Genomic DNA, 15,075 nt, shown 5'->3' on the forward strand with positions numbered 1-15,075 from the left:
TCAAGTAGGGGTTCTGCTGTACGCACAATCCTGAAGTGAAAACATGTGCTAAAGGGGATGATGTCATGCGCCGAATATCATGGATGCTTGCCATGGTATTGGTCTTATCGACCTTACTTGCCGCCTGCGGGAAGAAGGATGCGGCAGCCGTGGTCAAAGATCTGAACGAAGTCGTAGGAGAAATGGAAAGTTATCAGGGGGCAGGCGTTATGACACTGCATACCGGAGATACGCCGCAGCAGTATAAGGTCGAGGTATGGCATCAAAAGCCTTCGTATTATCGTATCGCATTAACGAATGCCAAAAAGGATGTAACACAAATTGTACTGCGCAATGATGAGGGCGTATTTGTCCTGACACCGAGTCAGAACAAAAGCTTCCGTTTCCAGAGTAACTGGCCGGATAACCAAGGCCAGGTTTACCTCTACGAGACGCTGATCCGCAGCATAACAGGTGATTCGACCCGCCAGTTTGCCGATGAGAAGGAAAGCTATGTATTCGATGTAGCTGCCAACTACAATACACATGCATTGGTCAGACAGAAAATATGGTTAAACAAAAGTGATTACGCTCCAAAACAGGTAGAAGTATCCGACTCGAATGCCAATGTGGTGGTCGATGTGAAGTTTGATAGCTTCAAATTTGGTACTGAATTTGAGAAAGACGCGTTTGACATGCAGCGCAATATGACTGCTGCTTCAGAAAATGGTGGCAAGGCTGGTACTGACTCAGGCGCGGCTCCTGCTGGGGATGGTAAAGAGACTACCAATCCTCAAGCTGCAACAGAGGAAGGTTCTGCATCGAATCCGAGCGGAACCGTTAGTGACGGACAGACGGGTGTGAGTGATAACGCCGAGCAGCAAGGTTCAGAAGATCCGGCCAGCGGGCAAGGAACCGAAGAACCTACATCGGCCGAGCCGGAAGGTTCGGATAGCTTCGGAGTTATTCAGCCGACATATGCTCCGGAAGGGGTTAAGCTGAAAGACGATCAGATCGTGGAAGGATCAGGAGACTATTCGGTTATGCTTCGCTACGAAGGAACATATAATTACACGATCTTTGAGGCGCGGCCGCAGGACAGAGCCGTATCGCTTGCCCCATCGCGTGTTCTGGATCTTGGATTTACCCTCGGAATGATAAGTGGAGATGCGTTGCAGACACTCACATGGATGTCAGACGGAGTGGAGTACCGAATTACAAGCGCAGATTTGCCAGATAACGAGATGATACAGATTGCGACTTCAATGCAGGAAGAGTCAGGGAAATGATTTGCAAAGTATAGTCGTCCTAACATAAGGAATGCTAAGAAGCATCGGAGATATTCTCCGGTGCTTTGCTGCATATAGAGGTCATCTTTCCTGTTTTATAGCCGTGATTCACAGGATTTGATTTCGGTTGAGCCTGTGTGTATCAACAGCCCATGACCCTGCGTAAGATAAGCAAGGATTAGGTCCGGTGCACTCAATAATGCAAAACACGCTTCTACGCGGGAGGAACCGGGTAAATAATACGATATAAGCAGATAAGTTACGTTATGGAGAGATGAATATCTCATTCATGGTCTGGCTTATGGGTCTTATTCCGATTTTGCTCCCGACTTCAGATAGTGCTCCTGTATGTGTTTTGGACTGCAGATCTTCCGTTCATTTGACAGTCACATGCTTGAGCATTACGATGGAGTCTGACGTGAGCCGGATTAAGATGATTAGAGAAGGTGACTTAACGTGCAAGAACAATATCGGCCGACCCAAGCGGAAATCAATTTGGATCATTTGTGCAACAACGTGGACGCTTTCCGTGAAACATTGCCGCAAGGCAAGAAACTGCTCGCTTGTGTGAAGGCAAACGCCTATGGACATGGAGCAGTGGAGATGGCCAGAGAACTGGAACGAGTTGGCGTGGATTACTTAAGTGTAGCTTTTCTTGACGAAGCGCTTGAATTGCGACAACACGGGATTACCCTTCCGATTCTGGTATTGGGCTACACGCCGCCAGAAGGCATCGCTGAAGCCTGGAAACATGATGTAACCATTACGCTGTTCAGTAAGGAAGTACTCGAAGCCATTCGACATCTGGAGACGGGCACATCCTCTCGTAAGCTCAAGGTTCACATCAAAATCGACAGCGGCATGGGCAGACTTGGGCTGTTGCCTGGCGATGAGGCGCTTGCATTCATTCAGGAAGTAGCCCATCTGAAGCAGGTTATGCTTGAAGGCATGTTTACCCATTTTGCCAAGGCGGATGAAAAAGACAAGACCTATACACTGGAGCAGTATCGACGGTTCCAAGGCGTGGTTGATGCGCTGCGGGATCAGGGATGTGTCATCCCGATTATACATACGGCGAACAGCGCCGCTACCATTGATACGCCGGAGTTGTCCTACAATATGGTACGTGTGGGCATTAGTCTGTACGGATTGTATCCTTCGGGAGAGGTGAATCATCAGGTAGTGAAGCTGTCCCCGGTATTGACACTGAAGACGAAGGCGGTTCTGGTCAAAACGCTGCCACCTCACTGGGGTGTCAGCTACGGAACCCGTTATGTAACACAAGGGAACGAACGAATAGCGACCCTGCCTATCGGCTATGCAGACGGATTTTCAAGAATGCTGTCAGGTAAAGCACAAGTACTTGTGCGCGGCCGCCGCGTTCCCGTCGTCGGTACGATCTGCATGGATCAGTGTATGGTGTCGCTACAATCTTTTGCAGCAGAAGCAGAAGAAATTCAAGCCGGCGAAGAGGTTGTTCTCATCGGTCACCAATCGGGTGCAGTCATAACTGCAGACGAGGTGGCATCTCAACTCGGTACGATTCCCTACGAAGTGGTCTGCATGATGGCGCACCGAATCCCGCGGGTTTATACCCGTAATGGAGCAGTAGTCGCCAGAATCAACCCTCTTTTGACATCCTGATAGCTCGACTGGACGCTATTTCCAATAAACTTTTTTTCAGAACAGAAGGAAAACTGTCGGAGCATCTCGAATTATGAATGATGACTGGGATGAAAAATCCTGAAAAGAGATGTTTGGTCTGTACGAATATTGTTCCCCGTGTTTATAATGGAGTACAGCATACTTGATATACTCGGGGCATATATATTCCTTTGTATAAAAGTTCTGGAAAAACGTAATACTGGTTCACAATGGCGAAAGGTTTGTGGGGGTGGAAGAAAGGTGGCCAACTTGCAGAACACCAAGCGGATCATGATCAGTTTGCCTGATTATCTTTTGCAAGAAGTGGATGGCATCGTAGCGCTGGAGAATTCCAACCGCAGCGAATTGATTAGGCAGGCCATGAAGCTGTATTTGACGGAGCGTAAGAAACGTTACATCCGTGAATCGATGCAGCGAGGGTACATGGAGATGGCGAAGATTAACCTCACCATGGCATCCGAGGCCTTTCACGCGGAGGAAGATGCGGACAGCACTCTGGACCGCTTAGTTAGCGGGGTGTAGACATTGATCGTAAAACGCGGTGACGTTTTTTTTGCGGATCTTTCTCCCGTTGTCGGTTCCGAGCAAGGTGGAGTCAGGCCGGTTCTGGTCATCCAGAATGACATCGGCAACCGGTTTAGTCCTACTTGTATTGTGGCGGCGATCACCGCCCAGATCCAAAAGGCAAAGCTGCCGACGCATGTGGAGATTGATGCGGCGGCACACGGCTTTGACCGGGACTCGGTTATTTTGCTCGAACAAATACGGACGATTGATAAGCAGAGGCTGACCGACAAGATTACCCATCTGGACGAGGAGACCATGAAACTGGTCAACGAAGCCTTACAGATCAGCCTAGGTTTAATCGATTTTTAAGGCAGCAGGCAGTTGTTTCTTTGTTCTGCCGTGCCATCCGTAGACAATGGATGTTCCTTACAGGAACACACAATTTCAGACAGCAATCAGAAGAGCGTACAACAGCCTAACGGCCGGGGTACGCTCTTTTGATTAAAGCTTCATGAAAGCGTAGAACATTTTGAAGCTTTTCGTTATAATGATACCTGAGAAACCGTTTACGTAATCGACATATATAGAGGTGGAGGAGACATATGAGCATTTATATTGATCAGGAGAAGCTTCAATTTCATCTACAGACTCAAAAGGCAAGCTATGTATTTCAGGTCCTGCCTTCGGGATATTTGGTACATTTATATTATGGCAAAAAACTGCGTGATACCGATCTGAGCTGGCTTCATGTGCGTACAGAGCGTGCTTCGTTCAGCCCGAATCCGGTGCCGGAAGATCGGACGATCTCTTTCGACACGTTGGCAGTAGAACTGCCGGTGTATGGTACAAGTGATTTCCGTAATCCGGCAATCCAATTGGAGCTTGAGAATGGTTCAACCGTTTCGGAGTTCACGTATACAGGCCATCGACTGATCAAAGGAAAGGCAGCGCTTACTGGACTACCTGCGACTTATGTTGAATCTGACGATGAAGCTGAGACACTCATCGTTGAACTGGAAGATCGTGTTGCAGGGATCAAGATTGAACTTAACTACACTGCCTTTACGGCATTTAATGCGATTACGCGTTCCATGCGCATCATTAATGAGAGCGCTACCTCGGTGAATATTGCCCGTGCGCTCAGTTCTTCCGTTGATTTCCCGCATGCTGATTACGAATTGCTGCAACTGTCAGGAGCATGGACGCGTGAACGGGACATCGTTCGCAGACCGCTTGCTTCCGGCTTGCAAGGCATCGAGAGCCGTCGCGGCTCAAGCAGTCACCAGCAGAACCCGTTCATTGCACTGATGACACCAGGTACAGACGAAGATCAGGGTGAAGTCTACGGGTTCAGTCTTGTGTATAGCGGCAGCTTCACTGCACAAGCAGAAGTGGACCAGTTCCATACCACTCGTGTAACACTGGGAATCAATCCGTTTGAGTTCAGCTGGAAGCTGGATTCGCAGGAGTCATTCCAGACACCTGAAACGGTTATGGTCTATTCGGACACAGGCCTCGATGGTATGTCCCAGTCGTATCATGAATTGTATCGGGAGCGACTGGCACGCGGACAATTCCGCAATGCAGAGCGTCCGGTTCTGGTTAACAACTGGGAAGCGACCTATTTCGGCTTCAACGCAGATAAGATTGAGCAGATCGCCCAAGCAGGGAAGAAGCTTGGTATTGAACTGTTCGTACTGGATGATGGATGGTTCGGACATCGGGACAGCGATAACTCCTCACTCGGTGACTGGATTGTGGACAAGAATAAACTGCCACAAGGCCTGGATGATTTGGCCAACCGGGTAACCAGTCTGGACATGCAGTTCGGATTATGGTTTGAGCCTGAGATGATTTCGCCAGACAGCGAATTGTACCGTGCTCATCCGGACTGGTGTCTGCATGTGCCGGATCGCCGCCGGACGGAAGGGCGCCAACAACTGGTACTCGATTTCTCCCGTCAGGATGTGCGTGATGAGATTGTACGCATGCTAAGCGATGTGCTTGGATCCGCGCCGATCACTTATGTGAAATGGGACATGAACCGGAATATGACGGAAATAGGTTCTGCATTGCTGCCAGCAGACAGACAGCGCGAGACAGCACATCGTTATATGCTTGGATTGTACGAAGTCATGGACCGGATTACTTCGTCGTTCCCGAATATCCTGTTCGAGAGCTGTTCAGGTGGTGGCGGCCGTTTTGATCCAGGTATGCTGTACTACATGCCGCAAACGTGGACCAGCGATAACACGGACGCGATATCCCGTTTGCGTATTCAGTATGGTACAAGCCTGGTATATCCGGTAAGTTCAATGGGGTCACATATCTCAGCTGTACCTAATCATCAGGTCAACCGAATTACTTCTCTAGAGATTCGTGGACATGTCGCGATGTCTGGTAACTTTGGATACGAGCTGGATTTGACTCGTTTCTCAGAGGAAGAGAATGCCATTGTAAAGGCGCAGGTTGAGCTGTACAAAGAAATTCGGGGAACCATTCAATACGGAACGTTCCGTCGCTTGCTAAGTCCGTTTGAGGGAAATGAAACGGCCTGGATGTTTATTGCACCAGATGGCAGCGAAGCCGTTGTATTCTACTTCCGTGTGCTATCTGAACCGAATGCACCGCTCCAACGTCTGAAGCTGAAGGGTCTCGACCCTGACGCGGATTACCGCCTGAAAGGTGGTTCCGAGACGTTTACCGGGGATGCACTGATGTATGGTGGGATCTCCGTAGGCCGTGCATCGGGAGACTATCTGAGTGAAATGTTCCGCTTCGAACGGGTATAATAAACTGGCGTGATGGCAGTGTTTGTCAGGAGAGACCGGAAGACGTCGGGGAGACGTTTTTCGGTTTTTTCTAATGGCTGAGACGATGGTTTGATACGTAATCTCAATTGTAAGAACTTGTAACCTGGACGAATGCTGGAAATCTGAACGGGATTTTGTGATAATATAGGGGAGAGGAATCTGCTTGAATGCAGGTTCGATACTGTGATTACAGCAGCAAAGCTGCCCTGAACAAGCTTCAACTGAACGATTCAGGAAGGAAAGAGGGATTTATTTGTCTGAACAGGAAACGGTTCTGGAACCCAATGAAGAAACAATAAAGGCAGAACGCCATGAACGAATCATCAAACAGGTAGCCAAGGAACTGTCACTGTCCTTGAAGCAGGTCCGCACCACGTCGGAGCTTCTGGACGAAGGCAATACGATTCCATTTATCGCCCGCTACCGTAAAGAAATGACTGGAGAGCTGGATGAGAACCAGCTGCGGCTCATTGAAGAGCGCATCGTTTACTTGCGCAATCTGGAAGACCGCAAAGTGGAAGTCATCCGTATTATAGAGGAACAAGGCAAGCTGACCGGAGAACTGAAACAGTCTATCACTCAGGCAGTTAAGCTGCAGGAAGTAGAGGACTTGTACCGTCCGTTTCGTCAGAAGCGGAAAACCCGTGCCAGTGTAGCGAAGGAAAAAGGTCTTGAACCACTCGCTGTCTGGATCTGGGGTCAACCGAAGCAAGGCAATGTCCTGGAGGAAGCTGCGCGTTATATCAATGCTGAACTTGGGGTAGAAGATGCAGAGGTCGCACTTCAGGGAGCCAAAGATATTCTGGCTGAGAATATTGCAGATGATGCTGCTATTCGTGCATGGATTCGTCGTTATACGCTCGATCATGGCATGCTGACTTCGGAAGCGAAGGATGCTGAGCAGGAGTCTGTATATGAGAACTACTATGATTATCGTGAATTAGCCAAAAAAATGCCTCCTCACCGTATTCTCGCAATTAACCGCGGTGAACGTGAAAACATTTTGAAGGTAGGTCTGGACGTGCAGCCTGAACCAGCTCACCGCCACATGGAAGGACAAATCATTAAGGGTGCGTCTGCGGTACAGGACGTTTTGCGTGATGTGATTGAAGATGCTTATAAACGTTTGATTGCCCCTTCGATTGAGCGTGAGGTTCGTGCAGAGCTGACGGAAAAAGGTGAAAACCAAGCAATATCCGTATTCTCGGCTAATCTTCGTAATCTGCTGCTTCAGCCGCCGATTCATGGCAAACGTGTGCTTGGTGTCGATCCTGCCTACCGTACGGGTTGTAAACTGGCTGTCGTTGATGATACGGGCAAGCTGCTGGAAGTGGCTGTTACGTACCCAACGCCACCGCACAACAAGAAGCGTGAAGCTGCCGAGGTTTTCCATCGGATGATCAAGCAATATGATATCGGGTTGATTGTCATCGGTAATGGTACCGGATCCCGTGAAACAGAACAGTTTGTTGCCGAGATTATTCAGGAGAACGGGGACGAAAGTCTCGTGTATCTGATCGTCAATGAAGCTGGAGCGAGTGTATATTCTGCATCCAAGCTGGCCCAGGAAGAATTTCCGGATCTTGACGTTGCTGAACGGAGTGCTGCTTCGATTGCCCGCCGGGTGCAAGACCCGCTGGCTGAGCTGGTTAAGATTGATCCAAAAGCCATTGGTGTAGGCCAATACCAACATGACGTATCTCAAAAAATATTAGAAGAAAGCTTGAAGGCTGTTGTGGAATCCGCAGTTAACCATGTGGGCGTGGATGTGAATACGGCTTCGCCTTCACTGCTGTCCTATGTTGCAGGTGTGAATGCCACCATTGCCAAAAATATTGTGAAGTACCGTGAAGAGAACGGCCGGTTCACGAATCGTCGCCAGTTGCAAAAAGTGCCGCGTCTGGGTGCTAAAACCTATGAGCAATGCGTAGGCTTTATGCGGATTGGTGAAGGCGAGAACCCGCTGGATCGCACACCGATTCACCCTGAATCGTATAAGGTCGTAGACCAGCTCTTTAAGGAACTTCAGGTTGCGCTGGACAAGCTTGGCAGCAAGGAACTGTCTGTTCTCCTGTCTGAGCAACAACCGGAACAGCTGGCTGTGAAACTGGATGTGGGTGTGCCTACACTGCGTGATATTCTGGACAGCTTGCAGCGTCCGGGCCGTGACCCGCGTGAGGAAATGCCGCTACCGATCTTCCGCACAGATGTGCTCAAAATTGAGGATTTGGTGGAAGGCATGGAGCTGCAAGGTACGGTTCGTAACGTAATCGACTTTGGTGCCTTTGTTGATATCGGCATCAAGAGTGACGGACTTGTCCACATCTCACAGCTGAGTAACGGTTATGTCAAACATCCGATGGATGTTGTATCTGTCGGAGATAATGTAACGGTTTGGGTGATGAACGTGGATACCAAAAAAGGCCGTGTCGGCCTCACGATGAAGAAACCTGCTTCTTCTAAGCAGTCTTCCTAATCCAGGCACAATGATCGGAGAACAGCCTTCCCTGTAATGGGAAGGCTGTTTGTTGTCAGTTATAATAGTACTGTTGCCCGTACTGTATTCTTCGAAGGGATTTTATGAAAGAAGTGAGAGCTTGAAGTGGACGGAGAGAGTGGCGTCGGATTCTTAGAGTTCGCTGTCCGCGCTGCGCGGGGTGCCACTTGTCGGTTTGTTTCGGTAAAAGAACCAGCATTCGTTCAGCAGCTTGATCTGTCTGCTGTCCTTTTTGTGAAATGCACGCATCAGTTGATTGCAAAGCCATTGAGGCAAGGGTATCTCCTCCTCTTGCATAATTCATCTGTACGTTAGCATATGTGGCAATAGCCTGGACTGTGCGAATTAACCCGTGATGAACTCGGAAAATTCAATACGTATAAGAATATGGATTAAAGGACAGAGCCCATGGTTGTAGGGTGGAAAAAATGAAAAAAGCGCAACCCCCGCTTTTAGGAGATGCGCTTTCGGTTCCATCCTGCATTAATAATAAGTCCATAAGTAAATCAGAGTGATTCCATCTCTTCTTCATACCATTGCTCTAATTGAGCCTGAAGGGCACGGATCTCAGTGAGCAGGGAAATCAAAGGATATTCGCTCTCTCTTAGTGCTGCAAAGCTTTGTTCAAGCGCATTGATATAATCAAGGCCTCCGATGATGGAGAGTTGCTCGTCCAGAAGATCAAGATTGTCACATTCGGCGATTGCCCAAGGTAGAACAGGTACATCTGCTGCGGTAAGTTTGTCAATTTCTTTGTGCAGGCGCAGGTTGAGCGCACTGAGTTGATAAGCGTAATCGGCAGGCATTTCCACAAACTGCAATTGCTGTTCCTGCTGCAGGATGACGTAGCGCATTGTAGGCATAACGAGTAATAATCTCCCCTCATACATTCTACTTGACAGTGTAGCCTACGAAACGGTTAAAATTCAAGTATTATGGCGGAAAAACAAATGGCCCAAGGAATGTGAAAGGAGGACAAGCCGATGGAAAATGAGGAATTGCAGCAATGGATTGAGCAGGTGTCACTGGATCATTTCGGGGTTCCGTTCACTCATGAGGCGCTGTTTAATCGTCGCTTGACCACTACAGGTGGACGCTATATGCTCAAGAGTCACCGGATAGAGATTAATCCTCATCAGCTCGAAGCCTATGGGCGGGAAGAGGTTGAGAAAATCATCAAGCATGAACTGTGTCACTACCATCTGCACATTCGTGGACGCGGCTACCAACACCGTGATCCTGAATTCAAGGCCTTATTGCAGAAGGTGGGCGGTTCGCGGTTCTGTCAGTCCCTTCCGGATGGAAAGGGCAGAAAACCATTACCGTATCGCTATAAGCTGGTGTGCAAGAGCTGCGGCACGGAATATTTGCGTAAACGCAAAGTTGATCCGAAGAGGTATCGCTGTGGTCGATGTGCGGGTAAGTTGGGGATTCATACCATCTGAGGTTAACGTTTATTGGAAACAACACTTCTTAGCACAAGACCCTCAAGACTATATGCAATACGCTCCCTGGCGAGCATTTATGGGAGTATCTGAAGCTTATAAAGAAAGTCACCGGAGGCATGTTGACTTGGAATATTAATCATGATAAATTTAGGTTATTCAAGATTATTATTCCCTGATAGCTCAGTTGGTAGAGCACTCGACTGTTAATCGAGTTGTCACAGGTTCGAGCCCTGTTCGGGGAGCCATTCTTGGAGAGATACCCAAGTGGCTATAAGGGGACCCTCTGCTAAGGGGTTAGACTGCGTAAGCGGTGCGAGGGTTCGAATCCCTCTCTCTCCGTTCTGATTTACTTCTCTGTATAAGGGATGAGAACCCTAAAGGTTCGTCGAAGCAAATACATCGCAGTCTCGAATGAAGTGAGAGTATGCCTCTCTCTCCGTTCTGAATAAACCAAACATAATCCCCCTCCTCAGTAACCTTTAACGGATACTGAGGAGGGGGATTTTTGATGTATCGTCATTTTGACAATGTACAAGAAAGAATGCCTGGTTGCCGCGCTATAATGAAATACCCAATACCTCGTACAAACCCTTCTTTCCAGCTTCCGTGACTTCCACCGAACGGCTGCCTGCCTTCTGGCGGGTCCAGTCCAGCTCAGACAAGCGGCGTCCCAGTTCGTCTCCCAGTACACCGGAAATATGATGACGACGCTCACTCCAGTCCAGACATTTGCGAGCCACAGCGCGGCGTGATCCTGCTTTTCCTTCAAGCAAAATGCCAAAAGAAGTGAACCATTCAATCCCTTTCTCTGTAATGTGGTAATCCTTGGCCTGCTCATCCTCAGGTTCTTCGAGATAACCTTCCCGCAATAACGCTTCACACAACGCTATCCCTAATTTTCCGGCCAGATGCCCATAACAGGTTCGAGCAAAGCTTAGATGTTGAAGCTGGTTAGACTGTTTGAGAGATCTCACTTGTACTGGTGCGGCGATACTACCCATCGTCTCAATCAGAAAAGCAACCTCTTTTCCTGCGAGACGATAGTATCGATGTCGTCCTTGCTGTTCAACGACGAGCAGCCCGCCTTCGACCAGCTTGGCGAGATGACTGCTTGCAGTTTGAGGGGTAACACCCGCCATGTATGCAAGTTCGCCGGCAGGAAGTGCACGACCATCCAACAAAGCTTCCAAAAAAATAGCACGACTGGGATCAGCAATTAACGATGCAATTACAGAAATATTCGGATATGTATTCATACTTCGATGATACCTTAACTATTGGTGTATTACAATTAATCATGCATGAATTAGAACCCAAGAGATGGAAGGGACGGGTTGAAGAATGGAGGAAGAAGCATTGTATACCAATGATAGAACGCAAAAAGAGTTTGAACCGGTGAAGCATCGGGATTTGAACAGAGAGCTGATACAGCACGAGGTGATAAATCCAAGTATTTTGTACTATGGCACACCTGTATTGCTGCTGAGTACGTTAAATGAAGATGGAACGACAAACCTGTCGCCGCTTTCATCATCCTGGGCACTTGGTGACTGCCTTGTACTTGGAGTTGGTATTCAGGGCAAAGCCTTTGAGAACCTGAGCCGCCATCCCGAATGTGTGATTAATCTGCCGGATGCATCCTTGTGGGAGCAGGTTGAGGGACTCGGGCGTTATACCGGAATATATCCCGTTCCAGAGGAGAAAAGGATGATGGGATTTGAGTTTTGCGATGATAAATTTGCCGTCTCTGGACTGACACCCCAAGGTTCAATTCAAGTTGAGCCGGATAAAATAGCGGAGTGTCCGCTCCAGATTGAAGCCGCGGTAAAACAGATTCGTATCCCCGAACATACACCTTTCATGGCGATTGTGGAAGTAAAGGCGTTGAAGGTACATGTACATACCCGCCTGATATCAGGTTTGAACAAGATTAACCCGGAGAAGTGGAATCCTTTAATTTATAATTTCCGACATTATTATGGACTTGGAGAAAGGCATGGGGAGAGTTTTCGGGCAGAGAAGTGAAGTAAATGGCCTGTATAGCATAGAAACGAATAAGTAATCCAGAATATATGGAGTGGTGCCGGTTGGGGTGCCGCTTCTTTCTATCTTTATTGAGGCTCCAATGAGATTTCATGTGGGCAATCACATAATTCGGTTATTTTATTAGGCAGGGATTGGGTAAATAGTAAAGAAAGAAACATGTAAGCATATACATAAGAGAGGTGATGAACATGGAAATGGAATACTTAATGCGTGTACTCATAGCTGGCATATGCGGCGTGTTGATCGGATATGAGCGCAAGAACCGAATGAAGGAAGCGGGGATACGTACACACTTTGTTGTTGCGGTGGGTGCAGCATTGATGATGATTGTTTCCAAGTATGGCTTTCAGGATCAGGCTGGCTGGGCGAATCTCTCGCTTGACCCATCCAGGATTGCCGCACAGGTGGTCAGTGGGGTTGGCTTCATTGGAGCCGGGATGATCTTCACACAGCGCCACACGGTCCGGGGATTGACGACAGCGGCGGGAATCTGGGCGACTGCAGGAATGGGACTGGCTGTGGGTTCGGGATTGTATTGGACTGGGGCTGGGGTAACGCTGCTTATTGTAGTGGCACAGATGCTGCTGCATCGGCCGACACGCTGGTTGGTGTCCGCGAGAACAGAGACGCTGACCATTCGACTGCTAAAGGAAGGGGATACCCTCAAAACTGTTTTGGCTCTGCTGGGACAGGAGAAAATCTCGGTGGTCGGATTCAAAACGGAACAGCAAATAAGCACAGACTCCGGAGAGGAGACTGTACTTGAATTCACTCTGCAACTGCCTGGATCATATCGGGCCGAGCAATTAATTGTTTTATTGCAGGATGTGCCTCATGTTCGATCCGTTGATATGAGGTGAGCCTTGGCTATTGCTAGGTCGCAATGCCGAATCATCACGACAATCAGTTACTGACCGCCTTCAACGACGGTCTCCGGCCGGGAAACGGGCTTTCCTTCAAGAACACACTGAATGGCATGTGCGACACCATGCTCCACATTGGTCAAAGAGATAGCCTTGGCAAGCGCCTTAATCTCCGGTTCAGCATTGCCCATGGCAATACCGAGTCCTGCCATTTTCAGCATGGATACATCGTTGAAGTTATCACCAATGGCTGCTGTATCTTCCATGGAGATGTTCAGATGAGCTGCCAGTTTGCTTAAGGCGTTACCTTTGGATACATCAGGATGCTGCATTTCGAAGTTGTGTTCAGAGGATACCACCATGGCTACATCGGACCGAGAAGCAAAGTATTCGCGTCCCTGCTGCAATTGAGCCGGATCCAATGAAAAGGCCATAATATTGTAAATGTAAGCTTCGGAAGGGATTGCCTGATGGGCGTTTACGCGGTGATAGTCTTTCTTGTCATAGTGCTTCTTAACAGCTCGAATAAGGCGTTCAATATCCTCCCCGGGACTCGAACCCAGGATGCGATCCATTTCAGCGAGCATCGCCTCATGGCTGCTTATAGGGGCATATATACCCTGTTGTGTGGAGGCCTCGTAGTAGCAATGATGATCTTCCAGCCACTGCATGACGGATGCGGCCGTTTCACGCTCGAGTGGAAGATGGAATAGGCGTTCGCCGTTGGCATCATGGATGGTAGCTCCGTTGGAGCCGATAACTGGCGTGTTAATTCCACCCTCGCTGCTTATACTTAATACGTCGGAATAGACCCGTCCTGTAGCGATCGTGATCTTTAATCCTTCTTGTTGCGCCTTATGGATTGCAGCTGCGTTTTCCGGGCTGATCTGACTGTCTCTGTTCAACAGGGTTCCATCTAAATCGGTAGCAAATAATTTCATATGTTACAACTCCTTTTCAATTGTAGGTTCAGGAATGAGAATCTCGACTTGTTGTTCGGCTAGAAAAGTCCGCCAATCTTGGGAAGGCCATTGATCTGTGATTAACATGTCAACGAGTGACCAGTCTGCAAAACGATAACCATAACGCTTATCAAACTTGGAATGGTCAGCGAGTACAATAACCTGTTTTGCAGCCTGCATCATTTTGTGCTTAATCTTTCCTTCTTCTTCAGAGGCACTGAAGCCGTCCATCGTAATTCCGCCAATGCCGATAAAGGCTTTGTCTACATAATAATGGGAAAGTGTTTCAATCACTGAAGTACCATAGACATAACGTTGCTCCTTATCGACTTTGCCGCCCAGCAAACGAATCTCGACAGCGGTATGATTGGAGAGAAGATCAGCTGAATAAATGGAATTTGTGATGACAGTACAGGACTTGCCATTTAGATTTTCGGCACAAGTCTGCACTGTAGTGGAAGAATCCAGAATAATGTGTTCACCTTGGCGGACGATAGCAGCCGCTAGCTTGCCAATAGCTCTTTTTTCGTCGGAAATGTGGAGCAAACGATCTTTATAAGATCGGCGCTCATCTGGTGGAACGGGGAGAATTGCACCGCCGCGCGTTCGGATAATGGCATCCTGTTCTTCGAGTTTGATCAGATCCCTTCGTGCTGTGTCCCGGGAAACGTCAAAGAGGGATACAATATCATCAGCCGAGATGCGATTGTGTTTACGCAAATGTTCAATAATCAGCTGCATTCGTTCTTCCTGAAACAAACGTGCCGCCTCCTTATACGTAGCTGACCGTGTATATTACTGATAGGTTAATTATAAGTACTAATAATGATATTTGCAATATTATAAGTGAATGTAAGTGTATTTAAGTTTTTTGATACTAATTTTACAAATTGCGATGATTACGGTGATAAATTTGTGAAAGACATTTCAGGCGTGAACATGCTCTTGACCTCATGGAAAAGGGTGAAAAGGAGTGCATAAAAAAAGTTTGAAAAAAAGTGTTGCA

14 protein-coding genes and 2 tRNA genes are annotated in these 15,075 nt (G+C 48.1%); 11 read left to right on the forward strand and 5 right to left on the reverse strand.

All coding sequences use genetic code 11. From position 1 onward, the window contains the following. Positions 1 to 65 precede the first annotated feature (65 nt). From HP548_RS30115 to HP548_RS30140, 6 genes are all read left to right on the forward strand, one after another. Positions 66 to 1,268, forward strand: a complete 1,203-nt coding sequence (locus tag HP548_RS30115; protein ID WP_175383721.1) for an outer membrane lipoprotein-sorting protein — start codon at positions 66 to 68, stop codon at positions 1,266 to 1,268. A gap of 456 nt (positions 1,269 to 1,724) precedes the next feature. Continuing rightward, a complete protein-coding gene (gene alr, locus HP548_RS30120) occupies positions 1,725 to 2,912 on the forward strand; it encodes an alanine racemase (RefSeq protein WP_076291559.1) in 1,188 nt (395 codons plus the stop codon). A 261-nt stretch (positions 2,913 to 3,173) separates the two neighbouring features. Further along, on the forward strand, positions 3,174 to 3,455 hold the full coding sequence (locus tag HP548_RS30125; protein ID WP_024630715.1) for a CopG family ribbon-helix-helix protein: 282 nt from the start codon (positions 3,174 to 3,176) through the stop codon (positions 3,453 to 3,455). A gap of 3 nt (positions 3,456 to 3,458) precedes the next feature. Next, complete coding sequence (locus HP548_RS30130) at positions 3,459 to 3,809, forward strand: type II toxin-antitoxin system PemK/MazF family toxin (RefSeq protein ID WP_024630714.1); 351 nt, start codon at positions 3,459 to 3,461, stop codon at positions 3,807 to 3,809. Positions 3,810 to 4,042: 233 nt separating this feature from the next. Further along, a complete protein-coding gene (locus tag HP548_RS30135; RefSeq protein WP_175383722.1) occupies positions 4,043 to 6,232 on the forward strand; it encodes an alpha-galactosidase in 2,190 nt (729 codons plus the stop codon). A 274-nt stretch (positions 6,233 to 6,506) separates the two neighbouring features. Further along, on the forward strand, positions 6,507 to 8,729 hold the full coding sequence (locus tag HP548_RS30140) for a Tex family protein (RefSeq protein WP_076291561.1): 2,223 nt from the start codon (positions 6,507 to 6,509) through the stop codon (positions 8,727 to 8,729). Between the two features lie 153 nt (positions 8,730 to 8,882). On the opposite strand, the gene cmpA is transcribed toward HP548_RS30140, so the two are convergent. Further along, the gene (gene cmpA / locus HP548_RS30145) at positions 8,883 to 9,026 is read right to left on the reverse strand and encodes a cortex morphogenetic protein CmpA (RefSeq protein ID WP_090808144.1); all 144 of its coding nucleotides are present in this window, start codon (positions 9,024 to 9,026) and stop codon (positions 8,883 to 8,885) included. Positions 9,027 to 9,256: 230 nt separating this feature from the next. Beyond that, positions 9,257 to 9,613: a hypothetical protein gene (locus HP548_RS30150; protein WP_024630711.1), complete on the reverse strand. Its 357-nt coding sequence runs from the start codon at positions 9,611 to 9,613 to the stop codon at positions 9,257 to 9,259. A 120-nt stretch (positions 9,614 to 9,733) separates the two neighbouring features. Between HP548_RS30150 and HP548_RS30155 the strand changes: the two genes are divergently transcribed. From HP548_RS30155 to HP548_RS30165, 3 genes are all read left to right on the forward strand, one after another. After that, a complete protein-coding gene (locus tag HP548_RS30155; protein WP_063564440.1) occupies positions 9,734 to 10,195 on the forward strand; it encodes a SprT family protein in 462 nt (153 codons plus the stop codon). 172 nt (positions 10,196 to 10,367) lie between these two features. Beyond that, positions 10,368 to 10,443 (forward strand) — tRNA-Asn (locus HP548_RS30160). A 5-nt stretch (positions 10,444 to 10,448) separates the two neighbouring features. Then, positions 10,449 to 10,537, forward strand: a tRNA-Ser gene (locus HP548_RS30165). 218 nt (positions 10,538 to 10,755) lie between these two features. Here HP548_RS30165 and HP548_RS30170 read toward each other — a convergent pair. After that, a complete protein-coding gene (locus tag HP548_RS30170; RefSeq protein WP_175383723.1) occupies positions 10,756 to 11,454 on the reverse strand; it encodes an ArsR/SmtB family transcription factor in 699 nt (232 codons plus the stop codon). A 166-nt stretch (positions 11,455 to 11,620) separates the two neighbouring features. On the opposite strand from HP548_RS30170, the gene HP548_RS30175 reads away from it, so the two are divergent. Together HP548_RS30175 and HP548_RS30180 are read left to right on the forward strand one after the other, a co-directional pair. Beyond that, entirely contained in the window at positions 11,621 to 12,223 is a 603-nt protein-coding gene (locus HP548_RS30175) for a flavin reductase family protein (RefSeq protein WP_409347691.1), read from the forward strand. 209 nt (positions 12,224 to 12,432) lie between these two features. Continuing rightward, complete coding sequence (locus HP548_RS30180) at positions 12,433 to 13,104, forward strand: MgtC/SapB family protein (protein WP_079695276.1); 672 nt, start codon at positions 12,433 to 12,435, stop codon at positions 13,102 to 13,104. Between the two features lie 47 nt (positions 13,105 to 13,151). On the opposite strand, the gene HP548_RS30185 is transcribed toward HP548_RS30180, so the two are convergent. Continuing rightward, on the reverse strand, positions 13,152 to 14,048 hold the full coding sequence (locus HP548_RS30185) for a Cof-type HAD-IIB family hydrolase (protein WP_175383725.1): 897 nt from the start codon (positions 14,046 to 14,048) through the stop codon (positions 13,152 to 13,154). Positions 14,049 to 14,051: 3 nt separating this feature from the next. Further along, the gene (locus HP548_RS30190; RefSeq protein WP_163756472.1) at positions 14,052 to 14,828 is read right to left on the reverse strand and encodes a DeoR/GlpR family DNA-binding transcription regulator; all 777 of its coding nucleotides are present in this window, start codon (positions 14,826 to 14,828) and stop codon (positions 14,052 to 14,054) included. Between the last annotated feature and the right edge of the window lie 247 nt (positions 14,829 to 15,075).

The sequence above is a fragment of the Paenibacillus taichungensis genome (genome assembly GCF_013359905.1).
GTDB classification, from domain to species: domain Bacteria; phylum Bacillota; class Bacilli; order Paenibacillales; family Paenibacillaceae; genus Paenibacillus; species Paenibacillus taichungensis.

Bases quoted from the DNA above. Each gene is read 5' to 3' on its own strand.
- HP548_RS30155 (WP_063564440.1), top strand. From the start codon at position 9,734: ATGGAAAATGAGGAATTGCAGCAATGGATTGAGCAGGTGTCACTGGAT.
- HP548_RS30180 (WP_079695276.1), top strand. From the start codon at position 12,433: ATGGAAATGGAATACTTAATGCGTGTACTCATAGCTGGCATATGCGGC.
- HP548_RS30150 (WP_024630711.1), bottom strand. From the start codon at position 9,613: ATGCCTACAATGCGCTACGTCATCCTGCAGCAGGAACAGCAATTGCAG.
- HP548_RS30115 (WP_175383721.1), top strand. From the start codon at position 66: ATGCGCCGAATATCATGGATGCTTGCCATGGTATTGGTCTTATCGACC.
- HP548_RS30135 (WP_175383722.1), top strand. From the start codon at position 4,043: ATGAGCATTTATATTGATCAGGAGAAGCTTCAATTTCATCTACAGACT.
- HP548_RS30185 (WP_175383725.1), bottom strand. From the start codon at position 14,048: ATGAAATTATTTGCTACCGATTTAGATGGAACCCTGTTGAACAGAGAC.
- HP548_RS30170 (WP_175383723.1), bottom strand. From the start codon at position 11,454: ATGAATACATATCCGAATATTTCTGTAATTGCATCGTTAATTGCTGAT.